The 22,872-nt window shown below is 66.7% G+C and carries 20 protein-coding genes and 1 riboswitch; of the genes, 16 read left to right on the forward strand and 4 right to left on the reverse strand.

Features of this window, described 5'->3' with window-relative positions; translation table 11 throughout:
• Positions 1-35: 35 nt before the first annotated feature.
• Positions 36-275: a hypothetical protein gene (locus ACH82I_RS15470; protein WP_413333884.1), complete on the reverse strand. Its 240-nt coding sequence runs from the start codon at positions 273-275 to the stop codon at positions 36-38.
• A gap of 304 nt (positions 276-579) precedes the next feature.
• Between ACH82I_RS15470 and ACH82I_RS15475 the strand changes: the two genes are divergently transcribed.
• Together ACH82I_RS15475 and ACH82I_RS15480 are read left to right on the forward strand one after the other, a co-directional pair.
• Positions 580-2,157 carry a polysaccharide pyruvyl transferase family protein gene (locus tag ACH82I_RS15475; protein WP_413333885.1) on the forward strand — a complete coding sequence of 526 codons (1,578 nt, stop codon included), beginning with the start codon at positions 580-582 and terminating at the stop codon, positions 2,155-2,157.
• A 190-nt stretch (positions 2,158-2,347) separates the two neighbouring features.
• Positions 2,348-3,031 carry a DUF1707 SHOCT-like domain-containing protein gene (locus tag ACH82I_RS15480; RefSeq protein ID WP_413333887.1) on the forward strand — a complete coding sequence of 228 codons (684 nt, stop codon included), beginning with the start codon at positions 2,348-2,350 and terminating at the stop codon, positions 3,029-3,031.
• Between the two features lie 83 nt (positions 3,032-3,114).
• On the opposite strand, the gene ACH82I_RS15485 is transcribed toward ACH82I_RS15480, so the two are convergent.
• The gene (locus tag ACH82I_RS15485; protein WP_413333889.1) at positions 3,115-3,561 is read right to left on the reverse strand and encodes a hypothetical protein; all 447 of its coding nucleotides are present in this window, start codon (positions 3,559-3,561) and stop codon (positions 3,115-3,117) included.
• A gap of 85 nt (positions 3,562-3,646) precedes the next feature.
• On the opposite strand from ACH82I_RS15485, the gene ACH82I_RS15490 reads away from it, so the two are divergent.
• From ACH82I_RS15490 to ACH82I_RS15555, 14 genes are all read left to right on the forward strand, one after another.
• Complete coding sequence (locus ACH82I_RS15490; RefSeq protein WP_413333891.1) at positions 3,647-4,651, forward strand: pseudouridine synthase; 1,005 nt, start codon at positions 3,647-3,649, stop codon at positions 4,649-4,651.
• 9 nt (positions 4,652-4,660) lie between these two features.
• On the forward strand, positions 4,661-5,323 hold the full coding sequence (locus tag ACH82I_RS15495; protein ID WP_413333893.1) for a GntR family transcriptional regulator: 663 nt from the start codon (positions 4,661-4,663) through the stop codon (positions 5,321-5,323).
• Positions 5,324-5,555: 232 nt separating this feature from the next.
• Entirely contained in the window at positions 5,556-7,082 is a 1,527-nt protein-coding gene (gene guaB / locus ACH82I_RS15500; RefSeq protein WP_230744764.1) for an IMP dehydrogenase, read from the forward strand.
• Between the two features lie 554 nt (positions 7,083-7,636).
• Positions 7,637-9,145, forward strand: a complete 1,509-nt coding sequence (locus tag ACH82I_RS15505) for a pyridoxal phosphate-dependent decarboxylase family protein (protein WP_413336771.1) — start codon at positions 7,637-7,639, stop codon at positions 9,143-9,145.
• Positions 9,142-10,590 (forward strand): lysine N(6)-hydroxylase/L-ornithine N(5)-oxygenase family protein, encoded by a 1,449-nt coding sequence (locus ACH82I_RS15510; RefSeq protein WP_413333896.1) that lies wholly within the window; start codon positions 9,142-9,144, stop codon positions 10,588-10,590. Before ACH82I_RS15505 ends, ACH82I_RS15510 begins: the two co-directional genes overlap by 4 nt.
• Positions 10,587-13,064 (forward strand): GNAT family N-acetyltransferase, encoded by a 2,478-nt coding sequence (locus tag ACH82I_RS15515; RefSeq protein ID WP_413333897.1) that lies wholly within the window; start codon positions 10,587-10,589, stop codon positions 13,062-13,064. The genes ACH82I_RS15510 and ACH82I_RS15515 overlap by 4 nt, the downstream gene beginning before the upstream one ends.
• A 151-nt stretch (positions 13,065-13,215) precedes the next feature.
• Positions 13,216-14,301: a LacI family DNA-binding transcriptional regulator gene (locus tag ACH82I_RS15520; RefSeq protein WP_230744767.1), complete on the forward strand. Its 1,086-nt coding sequence runs from the start codon at positions 13,216-13,218 to the stop codon at positions 14,299-14,301.
• A gap of 111 nt (positions 14,302-14,412) precedes the next feature.
• Positions 14,413-15,507 carry a substrate-binding domain-containing protein gene (locus tag ACH82I_RS15525; protein WP_413333899.1) on the forward strand — a complete coding sequence of 365 codons (1,095 nt, stop codon included), beginning with the start codon at positions 14,413-14,415 and terminating at the stop codon, positions 15,505-15,507.
• A 71-nt stretch (positions 15,508-15,578) separates the two neighbouring features.
• On the forward strand, positions 15,579-16,403 hold the full coding sequence (locus ACH82I_RS15530; RefSeq protein ID WP_230744769.1) for an ATP-binding cassette domain-containing protein: 825 nt from the start codon (positions 15,579-15,581) through the stop codon (positions 16,401-16,403).
• Positions 16,400-17,611 (forward strand): sugar ABC transporter permease, encoded by a 1,212-nt coding sequence (locus ACH82I_RS15535; RefSeq protein WP_230744770.1) that lies wholly within the window; start codon positions 16,400-16,402, stop codon positions 17,609-17,611. Before ACH82I_RS15530 ends, ACH82I_RS15535 begins: the two co-directional genes overlap by 4 nt.
• Before the next feature lie 126 nt (positions 17,612-17,737).
• A riboswitch (TPP riboswitch) is annotated at positions 17,738-17,856 on the forward strand.
• Positions 17,844-18,809, forward strand: a complete 966-nt coding sequence (gene thiM, locus ACH82I_RS15540; RefSeq protein ID WP_413333902.1) for a hydroxyethylthiazole kinase — start codon at positions 17,844-17,846, stop codon at positions 18,807-18,809. Its footprint overlaps the riboswitch before it by 13 nt.
• Entirely contained in the window at positions 18,806-19,537 is a 732-nt protein-coding gene (thiE, locus tag ACH82I_RS15545; RefSeq protein ID WP_230744772.1) for a thiamine phosphate synthase, read from the forward strand. The genes thiM and thiE overlap by 4 nt, the downstream gene beginning before the upstream one ends.
• Positions 19,534-20,400, forward strand: coding sequence for a bifunctional hydroxymethylpyrimidine kinase/phosphomethylpyrimidine kinase (thiD, locus tag ACH82I_RS15550; RefSeq protein WP_413333904.1), 867 nt, complete (start codon positions 19,534-19,536; stop codon positions 20,398-20,400). The genes thiE and thiD overlap by 4 nt, the downstream gene beginning before the upstream one ends.
• A gap of 86 nt (positions 20,401-20,486) precedes the next feature.
• Positions 20,487-21,218, forward strand: coding sequence for a TenA family protein (locus tag ACH82I_RS15555; protein ID WP_413333906.1), 732 nt, complete (start codon positions 20,487-20,489; stop codon positions 21,216-21,218).
• Between the two features lie 125 nt (positions 21,219-21,343).
• Here the strand turns inward: ACH82I_RS15555 and ACH82I_RS15560 are convergent, their stop codons facing one another.
• Both ACH82I_RS15560 and ACH82I_RS15565 read right to left on the reverse strand, forming a co-directional pair.
• Entirely contained in the window at positions 21,344-21,559 is a 216-nt protein-coding gene (locus ACH82I_RS15560) for a hypothetical protein (protein WP_230744775.1), read from the reverse strand.
• Positions 21,560-21,659: 100 nt separating this feature from the next.
• Positions 21,660-22,871 (reverse strand): cysteine desulfurase family protein, encoded by a 1,212-nt coding sequence (locus tag ACH82I_RS15565; RefSeq protein ID WP_413333908.1) that lies wholly within the window; start codon positions 22,869-22,871, stop codon positions 21,660-21,662.
• Position 22,872 lies beyond the last annotated feature (1 nt).

A 22,872-nucleotide genomic window follows, 5' to 3' on the forward strand; every position in this document is an offset into this window, starting at 1 on the left:
GCGTGGACGTCGTAGAGCACTGACCTGGAAGAGCGCTAACCTGCGAGGGCATCGCGGAGCCGCAGCAGGTCCTCGCGCACCAATGCGGCGTCCTGATCGAACTCGTCTTCGCTGGTGCCCGGCCTGCGGAAGGGGGTGAAGACCACCTCGGCGCCAGTGTCATTGGCCAACACCCGCAGCGGATTGTGGACCGTCGTGCCGTCGGGGAAGACCACCTCATGGTCGAGGATCCCGAAATCGCGCCCCGGCAGGAAGCGGACCTCGACGGAACCCATCGGCGAATCGGCGATCCATCAGCCCTCCGCCTCCCGGATGCCCGCACTCAGCCCGGCCGCTCAGGTGTGCAGATTGGCGGGGTTTCCGGCGAAGCGCGCCACCTCGGTGGGGGAACGGTCGATGGATTGGGAGAGATGAAGCGCCGGAAATGTCATAGTCCAAGTGGACCACAGGTCGAATGAGGAAAGTGTCGAGCAGTCGGGTTCATCTGGTGGTCTTCGTCTGTTCACCTGAAGGAGCGGGGGAAGTACTACTGTGTCCCGGAGATCCTGACGATGAACGCGCAGGCTGCCTTAGGGAGACATGAAACGCATTACGATGATCGGCGACGTCGGCTGGAGCCGGTTCTATCACCTCGGTGACGAGGCGATGACCGAGATGGCTCTCGACGCACTGAATCAACGAGGCGGTATCGAGGTCACGCTCATCGCCGGTGAACCTGCTCACGCCAGTGAGATGTATGGCGTCAAGGCGATTCCACGGATCGGCTTCAAACGGAACCGTCCGCCCAACATCACCCGCATGGAGCGCGTTCTCGAATTCGCCAGGACCGAAGGTGCCAGCGGTGGCCTGGCACCCGGGGATCCGGCCATCAGAGTGATCGAGGCCGTGCGCAGCTCCGATGCGGTACTCATCGCCGGCGGCGGCAACCTCAATTCGATGTTCGCTCATCACATCTATGAGAGGGTGACTCTCGGCAGGATCGCGCAGCTGTTCGGCAAACCCTATGCGCTGACCAGTCAGACTCTGGGGCCTCTGATCTACGACGAGGACCGGAAGCTCGTCTACGAATTCCTCGCTGATGCCGAATTCCTCGGCAGCAGAGAAGGCTACACCACGAAATTCGCCAAGCAGGTGGGCGGTAAGAGGGCAGTCATCCGGCGACAGGTCGACGATGCGTTCTCCCTAGAGGCTCGAGACAGTGATCGGGACGACGTCTCCGACCTGACGAACGAACCGTTCATTCTGGCAAGCTATGCGGAGAAGGCCTCCTCGCCGGTGCTCTCGGACAGCCGCTACCACGAGATCCTCACTGAGATCACGCGCAGACTTGCCGACGAAACCGGGTTGAAAGTGCTGCTGGTTCCGCACGGGGGCGGTTTTCCGCCGGCCCAACACACTCGCGATCAGATCGCCAATGCACAGATTGCCGAAGAGATCGGTCGGGACAGGGTCGAACCGACGCGAATGCTCACTGCTCGGCAGCTTGTTGCTCTGACGGAGCGGGCCGAGTTCGTCATCGGCACCCGGTACCACGCCGGGATCTTCGCGGGTGCGGCAGCAGTGCCCTTCATCTCTGTCGTACCCAACCTCTATTCCTCCATTCGCATGCGTGGTGCGGCAGAGAATGTCGGCATGGAGCAGTTCGTCCTGCCGATCGAGTCGATCGATGACATCGTCGACACCGGTGTCGGCTTGGCGGAGAATCGTTCGACGTTCCACGAGGTGCTCAAGGAGAGTTCTGTCCGCCGACGCGAGGAGCATAGGGACTGGTGGGACTTCGTCGTGGCGCATACCGTCGGTGACGAATCAGGCGTGAAGCCGGATGCGTCCTCGGTTCCGGCGCCGGGATTCTTCCATGCCGAGGAGATCACCAACGGATTCGGCACCGAGCTGGAAGCCAACCGCGCACGCTTGGCTGCAATCGAAAGCTATGGGCTCCTGCTGGCGAAGAGAGACCGACAGCTGGCCGTCGCCCGGCGCGAAGCTCACGAAGCCACCCGTGCCCTGGACCGCAGTGAGGCACGGCACCAACGACAGGACGACATGACAATCGTCAAGTTCGCCCGATCGGCACGTAAACTGCAGCGGCGTTTGAAAAGGTCGGCTCGGCGGGCTCTGAACCATGCGCCAGCGGCGATTGCACCACGGTCCGAATAGCCTGTCGGTCGACCGCCGATGGTGACGCGGTTCCGGTGAAGCCCTGACCGAGCGGGCACCAGCGCGTGCGGCCACGTTGATCAGTCCGGTGGACGCACTCGAAGCCGGATAGCCACAGCTCGAGCCAGTGCAGGCCGTTCCTCCGCCCCGTTTCGTTGCCGCGCGCACAGGAATCGGGCACGATGGTGGGATGACTCCCACTGGTTCAGATGAGCCGATCGGGCAGCCCGAAGATCCTGCGCGCACGATGCGCATCGGCCACCCCGAGTGTGACGCCGCGATAGAAACACTCCGGAAGGCCGCAGGCGAGGGACGAATCTCCCTTGACGAACTCGAGGAGCGGATGGAGCGCGTCGAGTCGGCACGTTTCCCGATCGATCTCGATGAGGCGCTGGCAGACGTCACCCCGGATCTGCCCTCGGCGCACGCCCGTGCCGAAGCCGATGGCATCCGTGCCGATGACCTCGCGTCCCGGCGGTCCGGTGCGGGCTGGAGCACCGAGAACAGAGAGATCGTGCACGCGCCGTGGACCACCGGACTCATTCGGAACGGCCGCTGGCCTGTGCCGGCCTACCTGCGCTGCGAGCCCGCCGGAGTCCTCCTCGAGCTCAACTTCCTCGAGGTCAGCACGGATCTCAAGATCATCGACATCGAAGTCGCGGCCCGGACCGGCACCCTGAAGCTCGTCGTCCCCGACGACTGGGGTGTCGACATCGCAGACCTCCAGCGCAGATCGATCGCCGTCATCGCGTTCAAGGCCAACCAAGCTGCCGAAGAAGGCAGTCCCACGATCCGCGTCCACGGAAGCATCGGTGCGGGAGTCCTTCAGGTGCTGTTGCCCAATCGTCGACAGCGCAGGAAGCTGAGCAGCTGATCCTCTCGGTTGTCTGCCGGGACGCGAATACGGCGCGCCTCAGTGGGGCGTCGCCATCGACTTCCTCGTCGACAGGGCATGAGTCAGTCCCTGCGGTGAGCCGAGGCGCAGCGACGGCGGTGGAGCCGGAGATTGCGCGAGCCGATTCTGCGCAGGCGCATCAGGCATTCGTCGGGCCCGTCGAAGTCCGGGCGAGGAGCGCGCCACAGACTGGGGCGAGGGGCATTGTGTTCGTCTGCCTCCCAGTCCTCATCGCGGCGCTGCGCGAAGTCCGAGCCGTCGATGAATGCCCGGAGTGCGGCGATGAGCGTGAGCTGGAGGTCAGCGACCGAATCGGTGCCCTCCGAGAAATCGAGGGGGATGTCGGCGACCTCCGAGTCGGCGACGACTCGGACGATCCATTTGCCTTCACCAGCCGGGTCGGGATTCATCGCGATGCTGTCCCACTCGTCGTTGGCGAACAGGCCGAGAACAACAGGAGTGGCGACCTTGTTGAGGAGGAACTCTTCCGTCAGATCGGTGTGGTCCATACCTTCCACCATAGAACTCCGCGCGCCCGATTTCTCGCAGCCCCACGCTTCCAGACGACATCGGCTCGCCCGATAGACTGCGTGAATGCCCCGCAGCCCGCTTCCGCCCCGTGACGGAATCTCGGCGACCTCGCTGCGCGCACCGGGCGGACGGGCGACACATGCTAAGAACCATCTGCCGGTCCCCGATACCATCGGCGACTGGCTGCGGGAGGAATTCCCCGCCGCCCCGGTCGACGACATCGAACGACTCCTCGCTCAGTCTGGCGCCGAGGCAGGGCGGCTCTGCGATATCACCGGCCGACCCGTGGCCTGGGACGACCCGGTCGAACCCGGCGGGTTCTATTTCTTCCACCGTCCAGTGCCCCCGGAGGCACGCATTCCCTTCGAGATCTCTGTCGTCTGCGAAGACGAGGACCTGCTCGTCGTCGACAAACCCCACTTCCTGGCCAGCACCCCCAACGGGCGCTTCGTCCGCGAGAGCGTGGTCACCCGAGCACGCCAGGACTTCGACCAGCCCGACCTCGTGGCCATCCATCGTCTCGACCGGGTCACCGCGGGTCTGCTCATCCTCTCGAAGCGTCCCGAGACCCGGGGCCGCTACCAGCGTCTCTTCCAAGATCGGAAGGTCACCAAGACCTACCGGGCACTGGCACCGCTGCCGCCGGAGAACCTCGACTTCCCGCTGCTGCGGGAATCGAGACTGATCAAACCCCCGGGCGGGAGGCAGGTCCGCGAAGTCGAAGGCGAACCGAACGCGATCAGCCGGATCCGCCTGCTCGGAACGGTGGAGCCACCTCGGCGCGGGGAAACGACGTCGGATGCGATCGCCGAATACGAACTCGAACCGCTGACCGGCAAGACCCACCAGCTGCGCGTGCACATGAACGCGCTCGGGCTGCCCATCCTCGGCGATCCCGTCTACCCGATCGACCGCGAACCGGATCCCTATGATTTCGATTCCCCGCTCCAACTGCTGGCCGCCGCGATCGCATTCGACGATCCGCTGACCGGTCGCCCGCGCCGATTCGACACCGCGCTTCGCCTGGACCCGGGGCGCTTCCACCCAAGATCCGCGGGGACACGGTAACCTGGGGGTATGAGTCCAAACGCACCCGGATGCACCTCAGAGGCGATCGTCGCCCTGGTCCGGTCCCGAATCACCTCCGGCGAATACCCCGCCGGCAGTCCCGTGCGGGACGGTGCCTTGGCCAAGGAATTCAACGTCTCCCGCAATACCGCGCGCGAGTCGCTCAGCCTGCTCCGCCACGCCGGACTGCTCGTCCAGGAACCCAACCGCGGCTTCTTCGTCCGCACCTTCGGCATCGACGAACTCAAGGACCTCTACCGGGCCCGCCGGGTCTTCGAGATCCGTGCGGTGCAGGAATCCCAGGACGCCACCGAGGAGGCGATGGCCGTCGTCGAGGCCTCGGTGGTCCGCGCCGAGACCGCTCCGGACAATGAAGGCTGGGTCGATGCGCAGGAGCACTCGGCCTCCTTCCACCGCGCCATCGTGGGCCTCCTCGGCTCGCCCCTGCTCGACGAGTTCTACCTCAACCTCATGGCCCGACTCTCGACGACCTTCTCCCGCTCGGTCGAACCGGGCAAATACCACTCCCACTGGGCCAACCCCCACCGGGACATCCTCGAGAAGATCAAATCGGGGGACCGGCAAGGTGCCGAGGGACTGCTGCGCATCCACCTCGACGACTCCGAGGCCTCCACTCTCGACCTCGCCCGATCGGTCGGCGCGGGACGCTGAGCCGCGTCCGGCGGCTCGGGCATGGGTGATTGCTCTCGAGTCGGTGGTGGCGAGGCGGATCGGTGGTGAATTGGCGGAGCGGTGATGGCTTGCCGGAGCATTCTCTTCGCGGCAGAGCGTGCGCGGAGTCCTGTTGCCAGTCTCACAGCCGAGGGTACTTGAAAACGTAGATACTGCCTGATTGTCTCCGATAGCATTGAGCAACCGTATCTTCGCGTCGAAAGGCTGTTTCATGGTCAATCCTGAGCAGGAATCACAGGCCGCAAACGATCCGTTCTCCCTCACCGGGCTCACGTATGACGATGTCCTCCTCCTGCCAGGCGACACCGATGTCATCCCCTCGGAAGCCTCCACGACGACCAGACTGACCAAGGGGATCGAGCTCAACATCCCGCTGGTCTCTGCGGCCATGGACACCGTGACCGAGTCGCGGATGGCCATCGCCATGGCCCGCATCGGCGGTCTGGGCATCATCCACCGCAACCTCTCGGCCGAGGACCAGGCTGATCAGGTCGACTACGTCAAACGCTCCGAATCGGGGATGATCAACGATCCCCTGACGATCACTCCCGAGAAGACTCTCGAGGAGCTCGACGAGATCTGCGGCAAGTACCGGATCTCCGGTCTGCCCGTCGTCGACGAGAACGATGTGCTGCTGGGCATCGTGACCAACCGCGACCTGCGGTTCGTCACCCGCAGCGAATACGCGACGCGCACCGTCGGCGAGACCATGACTCGGATGCCGCTGGTCACCGCCCCCGACGGCGTCTCTGCGGAGAAGGCCTTCGAGCTCCTCGCAGAGCACAAGGTCGAGAAGCTGCCGCTGGTCGATGAGGACAACGTCATCCGCGGCCTCATCACCGTCAAGGACTTCGTCAAGACCGAGGAATACCCCCTGGCCACGAAGGACGACGAAGGTCGCCTGCGGGTCGGTGCCGCCGTCGGCTTCTACGGCGACGCCTACGAACGCGCAGGCCTCCTCGCCGAGGCGGGCGTCGACGTCCTCGTCGTCGACACCGCCAACGGTCACGCCAGGGGAGTGACCGACATGATCCGCACGATCAAGGCCGACAAGGCGTTCGCCGGAGTCGAGATCGTCGGTGGAAACGTCGCCACGAAGGAAGGCGCGCAGGCGCTCATCGACGCCGGCGTGGACGGGGTCAAGGTCGGTGTGGGACCGGGCTCGATCTGCACCACCCGCGTGGTCGCCGGAGTCGGCGTTCCCCAGGTCACCGCCATCCACCTCGCCGCGCAGGCCGCTCGCGCCGCGGGCGTCCCGGTCATCGGCGACGGCGGACTCCAGTATTCGGGCGACATCGCCAAGGCCATGGTCGCCGGAGCCGACACCGTCATGCTCGGGTCCCTCCTGGCCGGCTGCAATGAGTCACCGGGCGAACTCATCTTCGTCAACGGCAAGCAGTACAAGGCCTACCGCGGCATGGGCTCCCTCGGTGCGATGGCGCCGCGCAAGGGCAAGTCGTACTCGAAGGACCGCTACTTCCAGGCCGATATCGCCACCGATACGGACCTCATCCCCGAGGGCATCGAAGGCCGGGTGGCCTACCGCGGGCACCTCAAGCAGGTCGCCCACCAGCTCACCGGCGGACTGCGGCAATCGATGTTCTACGTCGGTGCCCGCACTATCGACGACCTCAAGGCCAAGGGCAAGTTCGTCCGCCTGACCACTGCCGGGCTCAAGGAGAGCCACCCGCACGACATCCAGATGACTGTCGAGGCTCCCAACTACGTCGTCAAGTGATCGCCCGGGACTCGTGAAGTGATCGTCGGGAGTTCATGTAGTGATGGTCCGGAGCTCATGAATCGGGACGATCGGCTCCCGAACTGAGGTCTCGGAACCACCAAGCGGCCGTAGTCTCTGCCACCGCGCAGAGACTACGGCCGTTTTCTGCGTCTCACGATGTCGGACGAACCGCCTCGGTGTGACAAAGACCACTCAACCAATTCGAGTGGGTATGTATCTGTTGTCAGCACGCTTCCTTGCCGCATGAGTGCTGGGGAGGGGCCGTCTCGCCCGAGAATCCGGGCTACTTCCGTAGTCGGTCGGCGTGATTCCGCCCACCTTGCGCTTCGGACTTCTTAGGGTAGGTTCCCCTAATGCGACCCGCCTGATGCGGGCCGCACGACGAAGGAGGAAACCTCACCGTGACGACTTCTCTGCTCTCGGACACCGAAGCGAAACCGCCCGCACCATCACTTCAGGCCGCTGTCGGCACCGCCGACACCACGGCCGCCGACACCACGGCCACCGACTCGCTGCTCGGTGCCCACAGCGCCGCAGCGTATTCCGACCTCATGCACGAGACCATCGACGCACTCGCCACGCGCTTCGCAGCGGTCGACACCCCCACCTCGGCGCGGGATCGCACCCAGCTGCAGAGCGCGGTCGACGAGGTCGACCTCGACACCGCCGGAATCGGGAACTCGGCGGCCCTGCGCGAGGCCGACTCGCTCTACGCGGCCAACGCCGTGTGGTTCCACCACCCCAGCTACGTCGCGCACCTGAACTGCCCCGTGGCCGTGCCCGCCGTCGCCGCCGAAGCGATGCTCGCGGCCATCAACACCTCGGTCGATACCTACGACCAGTCCGAGGTCGCGACCCTGATGGAACGTCGCCTGATCCGCTGGACGACGGGCCACCTCGGCTTCGAGAACGGCGACGGAATCTTCACCTCCGGCGGCACCCAGTCGAACCTGCAGGCCCTCTACCTGGCCCGCGAGAACGTGATGCGCGACCGGACCGCGGAATCCGCTGCGCTGGGATCCGCGGAATCCGTCGACTCTGCCGAGGGCGCGAACCAGGATCCCACCCGCCGAGGCGAGCTGTCTCGGATGCGGATCCTCACCTCCGATCAGGCTCACTTCTCGGTCTCCCGTGCCGCTCACATCCTCGGCCTCGACGCCGAGGCGGTCGTGACCGTGGGCACCGATGAGGCCGGTCGCATGGATCCCGCCGAACTCGTTTCAACGCTGACGGCCGTGACCGAGGCCGGGAACATCCCCATGGCCGTGGTCGCCACGGCCGGGACCACCGACCTCGGCGTCATCGATCCGCTGGAACCCATCGCCGCGGCCTGCACGGACGCGAACGTGTGGCTCCACGTCGATGCCGCCTACGGCGGGGGACTCCTCTGGGCACCGCGCCGACGTCGCCTGCTCACCGGAATCGAGGGGGCCACCTCGGTGACCATCGATTTCCACAAGACCTTCTTCCAGCCCGTGTCCTCCTGCGCACTGCTCGTCCGCGAGCCTCGCCTCTTCGCCCCGACACTCCACCACCACGACTACCTCAACCCGGAGGCCGAAGCGGCCGGCGCCGAGGCCGAACCGAACCAGGTCGACAAATCCCTGCAGACCACGCGCCGCTTCGACGCTCTCAAACTCTGGGCGACCCTGCGGGCCCGCGGGGCGAACGAGATCGGGACGATGATCGACACGGTCTGCGACCTCGCCGCCGACGTCAGGGAGCTCCTCGCCGCACAGCCCGACTTCGAAGTCCGCGGGGCCTCCGACCTGTCGACCGTGCTCTTCCGCTTCACACCCCGCACCGCCGATGCGGGCACCGCCGACGAACTCGTGCCGATGATCCGCCGGGTCCTGTTCCGATCCGGCCGAGCGGCCGTGGCCCGCACCGTCATCGACGGACGGCCCTGGCTCAAACTCACCCTGCTCAACCCCGCGACCACGGTCGACGACGTCACCGCCGTCCTCGACCTCGTCCGCGCCACCGGCCACGGCATCCTCGCCGGACGCCACCTCGAGAACAACGACTCCCTGACCTCGACCGAAGGAGGCGCAGCATGAGCGCGACCGACACCGCCATCCATGACCTGCTCGGCATCGGCGTCGGCCCCTTCGGGCTCGGCCTGGCCGCCCTGTCCGAGCCGCTCGACGACGTCGACGCCGTGTTCCTCGACCAGCGGCAGGAATTCCGCTGGCACCCCGGCATGATGATCGAAGGCTCGACCGTGCAGGTGCCCTTCCTCGCCGACCTCGTGACCATGGCCGACCCCACTTCGCCCTACTCCTTCCTCAACTTCCTCAAGGATCGCGGCCGCCTCTACCCCTTCTACATCCGTGAGTCCTTCTACCCCCTGCGCGCCGAATTCGACGAATACTGCCGGTGGGTCGCCGCTCAGCTCGACACCCTCCGCTGGGGGCGTCGGGTCACCTCGGTGACCAAGGACGACGACATCTTCACCGCCATCGCCGAGGTGGTCGACCCGACCGGTGCGATCATCGGGACCGAGGTCCACCGGGCCCGCCACCTCGTCCTCGGCGTGGGCACTTCACCTGTCCTTCCTCCGGCGCTGGGCAACCTCGAGGCCGCAGGCGCTGAGATCACGGGCGCGGGACCGGTCATCCACACCGCCGACTACCTCGACCACCGCGAAGAGCTGCTCGATTCCGGGGCGGTAACGATCATCGGCAGCGGACAGTCCGCGGCCGAGATCTACCGGGACCTCATCGAGGACGCCGAGGAACGCGATGTGCGCCTTGACTGGGTGACGCGCTCACCGCGGTTCTTCCCGATGGAGTACACGAAGCTGACCCTCGAGATGACCTCACCGGAATACACCGACCACTTCCGCGCCCTGCCCGATGAGCTGCGTGAGCAGGTGGGACGTGAGCAGCGGACCCTGTACAAGGGAATCTCCGGCGACCTCGTCGACGACATCCACGACACTCTCTACCGGCTCAGCCGAGGCGAACGGAAGCTGCACACGAACCTGCTCACCGAGGCCGAACTCGTCTCCGCAGAGATCGACCCCGCCACCGGGGAGTACCTGCTGGGATTCAGGAACACGGCCCTGGACCGAGAGTTCACCCGGCGGAGTGCCTCGGTGGTCTCGGCCACCGGCTACAAGTCGCAGGTGCCGGGCTTCCTGTCCGGACTCGGCGACGAGATCCGCCTCGACGCGAAGGGACGCCTCGATGTCAGCCGCCACTACACGGTCAACGAATCAGGCACCGTCCACGTCCTCAACGGAGAAGAGCATACCCACGGCGTCACCGCCCCTGACCTGGGCTTCGGTCCCTGGCGGGCCTCGGTGGTGCTGGCCCGTGTGACCGGTCGCGAACCGTATCCGATCGAGCAGACCATCGCCTTCCAGACCTTCGGAGTGCCCGAGAGCGACGGCGGGCCGGCGAGCGAGACAGGGCCTGCGAGCGACGCAGGGGACGAGCCGACCGTCGACCTCGAAACCGCCTTCGACTTCGACGATGCCAAGGAGATGACACACGCATGAGCACCGACACGATCACCCGGCCGCAGGCCGACCCCGACGCAGACCCGGCGACCGCCTCGGCGGCAGGGGAGGGTGTGAGCATCCGCCCTGTCGACATCGACCGCGACACCGCGAACCTGCACGCCTGGCTCAGCCATCCGCGTGCACACTACTGGCAGATGACCGAGCTCGACGAGACCGGCGTTCGGGACTACCTGACCGGCATCGACGCCTCGGCCGATGACCAGGGCTGGATCGGAGCCGTCGACGGTCTCGACTGCTTCTACGTCGAGACCTACACCCCGGCGACACTCATCCCGCACGATGTGCTGCTCACCGGCGCTGGCGACCTCGGCATGCACCTGCTCGTCGCCCCACCCCAGGGTCCCGCCGTGTCGGGACTGACCGGGCGGATCATGGCCGAGGTCATGGACTTCTGCTTCCGGGCCTCCGACCAGGGCGGCCGCGGAGCCGAACGCGTCGTCGTCGAACCCGATGCACGCAATGCGGGCATCCTCGAGAAGAACCGCGCCGCCGGCTTCACCCCGATCCGCGAGGCCGAGATCGCCGTGGGCGAAGAGACGAAGACGGCACTCGTCAGCACGTGCACACGCGGCGACTTCGCCGCCAGCGAACTCGGCAGACTGGTTGGGCATTCCCGCGCGGTCGCCGGGGACACCTCGGCGACTCCCGAAACGCCAGCCGAGGTCACCCCGAACGCCTACGCCCACCTCAATGCGGACACCTTCGCGGTCACGCAGCGCCACCTCGTCGCGAAGGCCCTCTCCGAGTTCGCCCACGAACGGCTCATCACCCCGGTCCGGTCGACCGAGCCGGCCGCCGGGCCCGATGATTGGCAGCTGCACGTCGACGGAGGGTCGCGTTACACCTTCACCGCCCGTGTTCTGCCGCTTGAGCACTGGGCGATCGACGAAGGCAGCATCACGCGTCGCCAGGACGGCACCGAGGTCCCGCTCGACGCGCAGGAACTCGTCGTCGAACTCCAGGACGCCCTGGCGATTCCCGAGGACCTCATCTCGACCTACCTCGAGGAGCTCGCCTCGACCCTGGCCGGCAGCGCCTTCAAACTCGCCGAGGCGTGGAAGGGCCGACGTCCCTCATCGACGGGCCTCCTCGACGCCGATTTCCAAGCCACCGAGGCGGCCATGACCGAGGGCCACCCCGGGTTCATCGCGAACAACGGACGAATCGGGTTCTCGCTCGGCGACTACCGGACGTGGGCGCCGGAGAACGGCCGCCGCAACCGCATCGAATGGGTCGCAGCGAGCCGCGAGCACAGCCACCTCTCGCTCGGCACCGGACTGACCGAGGCCGCCCACCTCGACTGGGCGCTCAGCCCTGCGGAGAGAGAGCTCTTCGACTCACGCATCCGGGCCGCCGGCCGCAGTCCGGAGGACTTCCACCTCCTGCCCGTCCACCCCTGGCAGGCCGACCACCGGCTGGCGATCACCTTCGCAGCCGATATCGCCCGCGGGGATCTCCTGCCTCTGGGCACCGGCCTCGATGAACATCAGGCTCAGCAGTCCCTGCGCACCTTCTTCAACCACTCGCGTCCCGGCGCCCCCTACGTCAAGGTCGCACTCGCGGTGCAGAACATGGGCTTCCTGCGCGGGCTGTCCCCGAAGTACATGCGCGACACCCCGGCGATCAACGACTGGGTCGCCGACCTCGTCGGCTCCGATCCGAGCTTCGCCGAGGCGGGCTTCCGACTGCTGCGTGAGCGCTCGGCACTCGGGTACGCCGGTGACGTCTACCACCGGACGCAGGAGACGAACCCGCACCGGAAGATGCTCGCCTCCCTGTGGCGCGAGAACCCGTTGACGGCCATCGCACCAGGTCAGAAGGTTGTGACCATGGCTTCGCTGCTCCACCGGGATCACCGGGGCGTCTCCTATGCCGCCGAGCTCATCCGCGCGTCGGGGCTGAGCCCCGCGGACTGGGTGCGGGCCTACCTGCGCGCCTACCTGCAGCCGCTCGTCCACGCCCTGCTCGCCCACGATCTCGTGTTCATGCCCCACGGTGAGAACCTCATCCTCGTCCTCGACGAGCACACCGTGACCGGCGCCTTCATGAAGGACATCGGCGAGGAGGTCGCCGTGGTCGGCCGGCGCGAACTGCCTGCCGACGTCGAGCGGATCCGGGCGCTCGTGCCCGGCGACGAGAAGGCGCTGTCCGTGTTCACCGACATGTTCGACGGGGTGCTGCGCCACCTGTCGGGGATCCTCGACGTCGACGGGCTGCTGCCCGCCGGACAGTTCTGGTCGCTGGTCGCCGAGGTGCTCGACCGGTACGAATCCGAGCACCCCGAGCATGCCCGCGGGGTATCCGGGGACGTGGATCTGCGTTCCCAGAGCTTCGCCCATTCGTGCCTCAACCGGCTGCAGCTGAAGAACACGAAGCAGATGGTCGACATCGGCAACCAGGCGGAATCGCTGCTCTACGCGGGCACGATGGACAATCCCGTGGCCCGCTGACCGGCAAGGCCACCGCCACCTCGGCGATGAATCCGGGAGGACCCGGCCGACGAACTCCGCGTCGGCCGGGTCCTCTTCGCATGCCAGCGGTTAGTATCATTTCTACGGTCGCGGACACTTCTTGCGACGGATCCGACGCAAGGGTGTGGTCATGGCGAAGCAGAACGATCGGCCGACTCTGGCCACGGTCGCTTCGCGCGCGGGAGTGAGCATCAAGACCGCCTCCCGCGTCCTCAACGGCGAGAAGCACGTGGCCTCGGCGACCGCGCAGAAGGTCGAGGACGCCGCCTCAGAACTCGGATTCCGCCTCAATTCGAACGCCAGACGCCTGCGGGCCGGTGCCAGCTCACCCTATGTCGGCGTGGTTCTCAGCGATGCGAACGACCCTTTCCAAGCGAGGATCTTCGCCCGCCTCGAGGCCGAGTTCGGCGCCGTCGACCTGCGTCCGGTGCTCACCGTGGCGGGCGGAGACCCGATGCGTGAGAAGGCCTTCCTCGACGAATGCCTCGCCAATGACCTCTCCGGGCTCGTCGTCGTCCGCGCTCACCCGGAGGCGGTGGCCCACTACGACAGGGCCGTGCGGTCATCGAGCGTGCCGATCGTGTCCTTCGACCCGGCTGTGGCCGGTTCCGGAATCGACGTCATCACCGGTGACGAGGTCACCGCGGGCCGTCTGGCCGCGACGCAGCTGCTCGATCACGGGCACATCGCCATCGGCGTGGTCGGCGATCACTCGACCAGCCTCATCACCACTCGTCGGCTCGAGGGGATCCAAGCCGCCTTCGTCGGCCGCAGCAACGTCGGCTGGCAGGCCTATATGCGCGAAGACGCCCACGACGAGGTCAGCGCGAAGAACGTCGTCGCCGCCTGGCTGGGCTCGCGCCGCGCCCCGAGTGCGATCATCGCCCTCTCGGCGACCCTGACCCAGGGCGCCATCGACGCCTGCCGCCGCCTCGACGAATGGCCGGCGCTGGTCGGCATCGACGATTTCCCCACCGCCGATCTCCTCGACGTGACCGTGATCGACCGTGACGTGGACACGATGGTCGCCGAGGCGGTCCGTCGTCTGCGACCGAAACGGGCTGAGCGCACCGGCGCCGGTGAGGACGAGGGTCTGCGGCGCGGACCAGACAGGGCATCCGGGTTGCGAGGCGGTGCCGGATCCGGCGATGACTCCGTCGAGATCGCCCTGCGAGTGATCGCACGCGGCAGTGGTGAGGAAGCCCCCAAGAACTGAGGCGGTCGCGGCGCGCACAGAATTTTGTGTGAAACAGTTGACACCGGGCCACGATCAGCGAATTATATTCACCAGCCTGACAACGTTGTCAGAATGATTGAAAGGTTCACAATGAAGCACAACCTGCAGTCCCGCAAGGCGTTCGCGCTCCTCGGCGCTTCGGTCGCGATCGGCGCTCTTGCGCTCAGCGGCTGCGGCAATCAGAAGGGCCAGGGCAACGAAGAGGCCGACAGCGGTTCCGGCGGTGACGGCGACGTCACCATCGCGCTGCTCCTTCCCGAGTCGAAGACCACGCGCTACGAATCCCTCGACAAGCCGAACTTCGAGAAGTACGTCGCCGAGGCCAATCCCGATGCCAAGGTCAAGTACAGCAACGCCAACCAGGACGCGACCCAACAGCAGCAGCAGGTCGAGGCCGCGGTGACCGAAGGCGTCGACGCCATCGTCCTCGACCCGGTCGACGCCTCCGCTGTCGCCTCGTCCCTGTCGAAGGCCGAGGCCAAGAAGATCCCGGTCATCTCCTACGACCGCTTCTTCGAAGGTGCGGATTACTACACCTCCTTCGACAACAAGAAGATCGGCAACCTCCAGGGGCAGGCCGTCCTCGACGGGCTCAAGGCCGAAGGCGTCGACCCGAAGTCCGGGCCCGTGTGGATGGTCAACGGCGATCCGAAGGATCCGAACGCGGCGGACTTCAAGGCCGGTGCTGAGGAGACCCTCAAGGGCGCCGGCGTCGACATCGCCGGCAGTCACGACACCCTCGACTGGAACCCCGACGACGCTCGCCAGTGGGTCGAAGGACAGCTGCAGAGCTCCGACGAGGACCCGATCGCGATCTACGCGGCCAACGACGGAACAGCAGGCGGCGTCCTGGCGGCGACGAAGAAGGCCAAGGTCGACACCGTGGTCACCGGTCAGGACGCGGAGGTCGACGGTCTCCAGAACATCCTCAAGGGCGACCAGTTCGCCACGATCTACAAGTCGATCCCGCCGCAGGCCGAGTTCGCGGCCAAGGCCTCCGTGGCACTGGCCTCCGGTGAGGAGCCCGAGGCCGGCACGACCTACAAGGACACCCCGACGGACTTCGTCGAAGCCAAGGTCGTCACCAAGGACACGGTCAAGGACATCGTCGGCGACCAGATCAAGGCCGAGGACATCTGCTCCGGCGACGTGCAGAAGCTCTGCGAAGAAGCAGGCGTGAAGTAAGAGCACGCAGCGTGTGTGCCGGAGTCCGATCGGGCTCCGGCACACATATCGACATCGACAAGTAGGAACAGATGACACCTGAGACATCCGAAACGGCCTCCGCCTCACCACGGTCGCCGAGAGGCGGCAGCGAGCCCGTGCTCGAGCTGCGCGGAATCAACAAACGGTTCGGCGCCGTGCAGGCGCTGACCGACATCAACCTGAGCATCGGCCGCGGCGAGGTCGTCGGACTCGTCGGCGACAACGGCGCCGGCAAATCGACGCTGATCAAGGTCATCGCCGGAGTCCACGGTGCCGATGAGGGCGAACTCATCATCGACGGGACCCAGCAGAAGTTCTCCTCCCCGAAGGACGCGCAGAAGGCCGGAGTCGCCACCGTCTTCCAGGACCTCTCGCTGTGCGAGAACCTCGACGTCGTGGCCAATCTGTTCCTCGGGCATGAGAACACCCGGGGAGGAGTCCTCGACGAGGTGTCCATGGAAGCGAAGTCCTGGGAGCTCCTGCGGTCACTGTCGGCGAAGATCCCGAGTGTGCGGGTGCCGATCGCGGCTCTGTCCGGCGGTCAGCGGCAGACGGTCGCGATCGCCCGCTCCCTACTCGGCAATCCCTCCATCGTCATGCTCGACGAACCGACCGCGGCCCTGGGCGTGGCCCAGACCGCCGAGGTGCTCAACCTCATCGAACGGCTCAAGGAACGTGACCTCGGGGTGCTGCTGGTCAGCCACAATATGGCCGATGTCCAAGCCGTCTGCGATCGGATCCACGTCCTGCGTCTGGGCAAGGATGCCGGCGACTTCGACGGGGATGAGCGCACCGACGTGCTCGTCGCCGCGATCACCGGTGCCAGCGACAACGTCGTCACGCAGCGGGCGACCCGGAGGGGTGAGCGCCGATGACCCGCAACGCATTCATCACCGACGAGCGGATCTCCCATGAGGGGTTCTTCGCGACCTTCGTCCGCCGCGTCAAGGAGGGCCAGCTCGGTTCGCTGCCGGTCATCCTCGCCCTCGTCGTCATCGTCATCGTCTTCCAATCGGCGAACAGCAGCTTCCTGTCACCGGCCAATCTCGTCAATCTGTCCTCGACGGTCGCCTATATTGCGATCCTCGCACTCGGCATCAACCTCATCCTGCTCCTCGGTGAGATCGACCTCTCGCTCGCCCAACTCGGTGGTCTGGCGGCCTCGCTGCTCGGCGTGCTCGTGGTCAGGCAGGGCGTTCCGCCGATCTTGGCGCTGATCATCATGCTGCTGCTCGGCCTGGTCGTCGGCGCCATCCAAGGCTGGTTCTTCGCCGTCATCGGCATTCCGGCCTTCGTCGTCACCCTGGCCGGTCTGCTCGCCTTCACCGGGCTGACGCTGACCACCCTGGGAACGCAGAAGAACCTGTCGATGTCGGACACCTTCGCCTTCGACTTCGCGAACTTCTACTTCCCCGCAGTCTGGGCCTATGTCTTCGGTGCGGTGGCGATCATCGGCTTCGGCGCCGGGATCATCTACTCGAAGCTGCGACGGCACAGTGAGGGCCTCGAAGCCCCGAGCTGGACCTCGGTGACGGTGCGGATCGTCCTGCTGTTCGCGATCGTCTTCGGCTTCCTCGTCCTCATCAATCAGGACTTCGGTCTGGCGATGCCGTTCCTGCTCATGATCGTCATCGCCATCGTCATCGATCTGGTGCTGCGCAAGACCCGCTACGGTCGGTCGATCTATGCCGTGGGCGGCAAGGTCGAGGCCGCCAGGCGTGCCGGCATCCGGGTGACCTGGGTGCGGATCAGCGTGTTCATGGCGGCCGGAACTCTTGCCGCGCTCTTCGGCTTCATCAAGGCCGGGGTGACGACGAACGCCGGATCGACGCTCGTGCCGACCCAGGACCTGCTCAATGCGATCGCCTCGGCGGTCATCGGCGGCACCTCGCTCTTCGGCGGTCGCGGAACGGCGTGGGCGGCCGTGCTCGGTGCCTTGGTCGTCGGGTCGATCAACAACGGTCTCTATCTCATCGGCTTCAACTCCGATGCGCAGCAGATCATCACCGCACTCGTGCTGTTGGCCGCCGTGGTCATCGACGCGCTCAGCCGTCGCGGCCAACGCTACGTGGGCAGGGGGTAGCCGAACGAGCGCGCACCTGAGCGTCGAGGGCAGACTTTCTGAAGTCTGCCCTCGACGCTCAGCTCTGCTTTCGACGAGTTCACTGCGAGAGGAATCGCCACGCTGGGAGCGACTGATAGAGTCGAGGGCAATGACATGGGGTGCCTCATGAGGATCCGCAGCCGCGGATTTCGATGAGGCTGAGAGAACACCCATCGAACCTGATCTGGGCCATACTAGCGAAGGGATCGTCATGGTTGACTTCGACCTGCGTTCTGAATTCGGGAGCCTCGGCGACCTGCCGGGAAGTCTCCGTTCCGCACACGAGCGACTGCGTGCCGGCAACCCGCTCATCCAATGCATCACGAACACCGTGGTGCAGCAGTTCAGTGCCAATGTGCTCCTGGCGATCGGCGCCTCCCCGGCGATGCTCGACCACGACGCCGATGCCGCACAGTTCACCCGCGTCTCCAGCGGACTCCTCGTCAACTTCGGCACGGCCACGAACCAGCAGTTCCTCGCCGCCGACGCCGCCACCGAAGCGGCTCTCGACGACGGCACACCGTGGGTGCTCGATCCCGTGAGCATCGGGGCCGTGGACTTCCGCACCACTCGCATCCACCGGGCTGCGAAGTCGGGCCCCACCGCGATCCGCGGCAACGCCTCGGAGATCGCGGCTCTGGCCGGCGCCGGAGCGGGCGGCCGGGGAGTCGAATCCACCGACGAGGTGGATGCGGTGGTCCCGGCCGCCGCGGAACTCGCGCGCTCGACCGGAGCCGTGGTCGCGGTCTCCGGGCCCAGGGATGCGGTCGTCGCCCATATCGACGGTGTCGACCATGTCGCCCGGATCGCCGGCGGACACGACTTCATGCCGCTGGTCATCGGCACCGGGTGTTCGCTCGGGGCGGTCACCGCGGCCTACCTCGCCGGTGTCGAGAAGGCCGGTGCCGGCCAGGCCGATGCCGCAGCGAAGTTCACTGCCGTGATCGCCGCCCATGCCCATTTCAAGGTCGCCGGGCAGGCCGCGGCGGTCGGGGCGAACGGGCCCGGCAGCTACTCGGTGAACTTCCTCGACGCTCTCTATGCGACGACGGCTGAGCAGATCGCCGAGGCTGCTGTCGAGATCGGGACCGTGGCCCCAGATTCCGCCGGAACCGCAGCCGAGTCCGAGGCCGCAGACGCTGCCGGAACCGCAGCCGACCGAGGACCGCAGTCATGAGCGTGACCTCGAGCAAGTCCGCGGCCACCGACCGTCTGACGGGCATCGACACCCGTCTCTACCTCGTCACCGACTCCGCCCAGTGCCGCGAGGCCGGTCGCAGCGTCGCCGAGACCGTGCGCGCCGCCGTCGCCGGGGGAGTCGGCATCGTCCAGGTCCGTGATAAGGACATCGACGACACCGCGTTCGAGTCCCTGACCCGGGAGGTCATCGGTGCCGTCGCCGAGGCGGTGGCCGGGACCGACCGGCAGGTACCCGTCTTCCTCAACGACCGAGTGGCCGTGGCCGAGCGTCTCATCGCCGAGGGCGAGGACGTCCACATCCACGTCGGCCAGTCCGACACTTCCGTGACCGAGGTCCGCAGACGACTCGGCCCCGCACCGCTCATCGGACTGTCCGCGGCGAACGCGGCCGAATTCGCCGCGGCCCGGGAGACGGGCGTCGTCGACCTCGTCGGCATCGGCCCGGTCTACGATACGACGACGAAATCCGACGCACCGGATGGGATCGGGCCCGACCGCCTCGGCGAATTGGCCGGACTGGCGGGTCTGCCGGCGGTCGCCATCGGCGGCATCAGCACCGAGCGTGCGGGTGAGCTGCGGGGACGGGGGCTGATCGGGATCTGCGTGGTCTCGGCGATCTGCCGGGCTGCGGATCCGGAGGCGGCGGCTGCGGCACTGCTGGGGGAATTCGGCGACGGTTCCGGCGCGCAGGAGGATCCGGTATGAGCACCCGGCCGCCCATCGCCCTGTCGATTGCGGGCACCGATCCCAGCGGGGGAGCGGGCATCCATGCAGACCTCAAGACCTTCACCGCGCGTGGGGTGCTCGGGACCACCGCGATCACCGCGCTCGTCGCGCAGAACACGCACGGGGTCTCCCGGGTCTATCCGATCGACGACGATTTCGTCTCCGATCAGCTCGACAGCGTGCTGGGTGATATGCCCGTCGACGCCACGAAATCCGGGATGCTCAGCACCCGTTCGCTCGTCGAGCTCGTCGCCGAACGCGCCGGCCGCGGGGAGCTCGGCTTCTTCACCGTCGACCCGGTGATGGTCGCGACCTCCGGTCATCGGCTGCTCGACCTCGATGCCGTCGATGCCGTGCGCCATCGTCTTCTGCCCGTCGCCGATCTCATCACCCCGAACCTCCCCGAGGCGGCCCTGCTCCTCGGCGATGATGTGCCCGTGGCCGAGTCGCCGGCTCAGATGCTGAAGCAGGCCGAACAGCTCCTGGCTCGCGGCCCTCGGGCCGTGCTCCTCAAGGGCGGGCACGCCAGTGACGGGGACGTCGCCGATGTCCTCGTAAGTTCCGAGGGCGTGATCGCCGAGTTCTCCCACCCGCGGGTCGCGACGGCGAACACGCACGGCACCGGGTGCACGCTGTCCGCCGCGATCACCGCCGAGGTGGCCGTGCTCAGACGCGAACGCGCGGCCGACGAAGTCGGCGCCGAACTCCTGCGCGAGGCCGTGGAGAACGGGTTGGAGTACTTGGCCCGCGCCCTGCGTTCCGCCGCGGACTGGCAGGTCAGCCTCGACCCCGAGGGTGCGCATGGCCCCGTCGACCATCAGGTCGACATCGTCCGCAGATAGTTCGCCGACCCCGCCGGGCAGTTCGCGCAGCCGGCGCGGCAAAACAGACTCGCCGACCCCAGACCGATCCATTTGAGGAGAGACACATGACCACGGATTTCGCCGCAGGCCCGCTGACGACTCAGCTCTGGAACCACGTCAGGCCCATCGTCGAGCAGATCGAAGCGCTGCCCTTCCTCGAGCAGCTCGCCGCCGGCAGCCTCGACCCGGTGGCATTCACGAACTACATCAATCAGGACTCCCTCTACTTGGGCGGCTACGCGAAGGCGATGTCCTTCCTGGCCGCGAAGACCACGGATCGGGACGAATCCCGGTTCTGGGCCACCTCGGCGGCGGAGGCGATCACCGTCGAAGAGCAGATGCACGAGGAGCTCCTCGCCGATTCGCGCCTGGCCGCCGCACATGAGGACCTCACTCAGCGTGGCAGCAGGTTCAAGGCCTCACCGACCACACTGGGGTATGTGTCCTACCTCGTGGCCACCTCGGCGAGCCGATCCTACGGTGAGGGCGTGGCCGCGGTGCTCCCATGTTTCTGGGTGTACGCGCACATGGGAAAGGTGCTGGTTGCGCGGGCCGGGCAGATGAGCGAGGACCACCCGTACCGCACCTGGGTGCAGACCTACGACTCACCGGAATTCGACGAATCGACGAGGCAGGCCGTCGGCGTCCTCGAACAGGAACTCGACCGTGCTCCCGCCGAGGAGGCGGCCCGGATGCGGGCGGCCTTCGAGCAGGCCTGCGTCTACGAACTCCACTTCTGGGCCTCGGCACATGCCATGCAGGATTGGGACCCGGCGGTGTTCACACCGCAGAGCTGAGCACCGGCAGACACTCAAGGCTGAGCACCGGCAGACACTCAGGGCTGAGCACCTGCAGACAATTGAAGGTCGGCCGCGTCCTTCGGTCGGTCGCGGGGATCACGGCCCCGGGACAACGAGGGATATTAGGCCCTTGTCGTGCCCGACGGGTCCTCGGGATGTTGCGGAAGCGGGCCGAACGACCCCATCGCATGCCAGCCGCGACGCAGAGTGGTCCACAGCAGGACGTGATCGACTTCGCTGAGGGGCACCCGATCATGTCGTGGGCAGGCGAAACGCCCGATGAAGAACACAACCGTCGTGAAACACACTCCGATGATGAACAGAATCAGCAGATCCATGTCGGCCCCCTCACACCCGGCTCGAATGCTTGCTTCCAGTTTCTCCCGAATCGGCGGAGAAAGATAGAGGCAGATCCGCATTGCGAGCGATGCCCCGCGCTTACGCGTAGTGGAGGGCCAGACTGGTTGCCGCGTCGATGACCGCACGAGCGGCTGCGCGGCCCTCCGCCTCGGTGATGGATGCGGGGAAGGTGAAGCGCACACTCGTCGTCGCGACTTCGTCCTCGATGCCCAGCGCTGTGAGCACATGCGAGGGTTCGTCGGAGCCGACGGCGCAGGCGGATCCGCTCGAGGCGGTCACACCGCGCTCTTCGAGCTCGAGCAGCACGGCCTCCCCGGAGGTGTGGGAGAAGCAGAACGAGGCATGATTGGCCGTCCGCGACTCGGTGCTGCCGGTGAGCAGGACGCCGGGAACCGCACCGAGCACCTCGGCGATGAACTCATCCCTGATCCGCCTGACCCGGTCGGCTGCCTCGAGCCGCTCCGCCTCAGCGAGTTCGAGAGCGGTGGCGAACGCCACCGCCAAGGCCACGTTCTCCGTTCCCGAGCGGCGACCCGACTCCTGCCCGCCGCCGCGGATGAGCGGTTCGACGGGGATCCTGGCGCGGATCGCGGCCACACCGATGCCCTTCGGTGCCCCGACCTTGTGCCCGGCCAGGCTGAGCGCATCGACGCCGAGCCCGCTCAGAGGCAGCCAGCCGGCCGCCTGCACGGCATCCGTATGGAACAGTGCCCCGGCCGCATGGGCGACATCGGCCAGGGGCGGGATGTCGGCGACCGTGCCGATCTCGTTGTTCGCATAGCCGAGGCTGACGACCGCGGTGTCGTCCCGGATCGCCGCGGACAGGGCTTCCGGAGTGACCGTGCCCGCGCTGTCGACGTCAAGCTCTGTGACCTCGAAGTCATGGACCCGGTGCAGGAAATCCGCCGAGGCGAGCACCGCCTCATGCTCGATCGGTGACGTCACGAGGTGTCGCCGAGGCGGTCGCGAGGTGCTCTCGGTGGCCAGTCGGTCGGCCCGGGCGCCGAGTGCCATGCCGATGATCGCGAGGTTGGCTGCCTCGGTGCCGCCGCTGGTGAAAGTCACGTCCGTGGCGCGCATTCCGAGGACCGCAGCGACCCGCTGCCGGGCATCGTGGAGTGCCTCGGCGGAGATCCGGCCGATCTCGTGGTGGCTCGAAGGATTGCCGAATGCCCCGGCCAAGAACGGCCACGCGGCCTCGAGGGCCTCGCGGCGAACCGGTGCCGCCGAGGCGGTGTCGAGATACAGTGCGGCTCCGGACTTCTCAGGCCCTTCAGAACTCTCGGGCATC

Origin of the sequence: Brevibacterium sp. GP-SGM9, from assembly GCF_047300845.1 — a bacterium.
GTDB lineage: Bacteria > Actinomycetota > Actinomycetes > Actinomycetales > Brevibacteriaceae > Brevibacterium.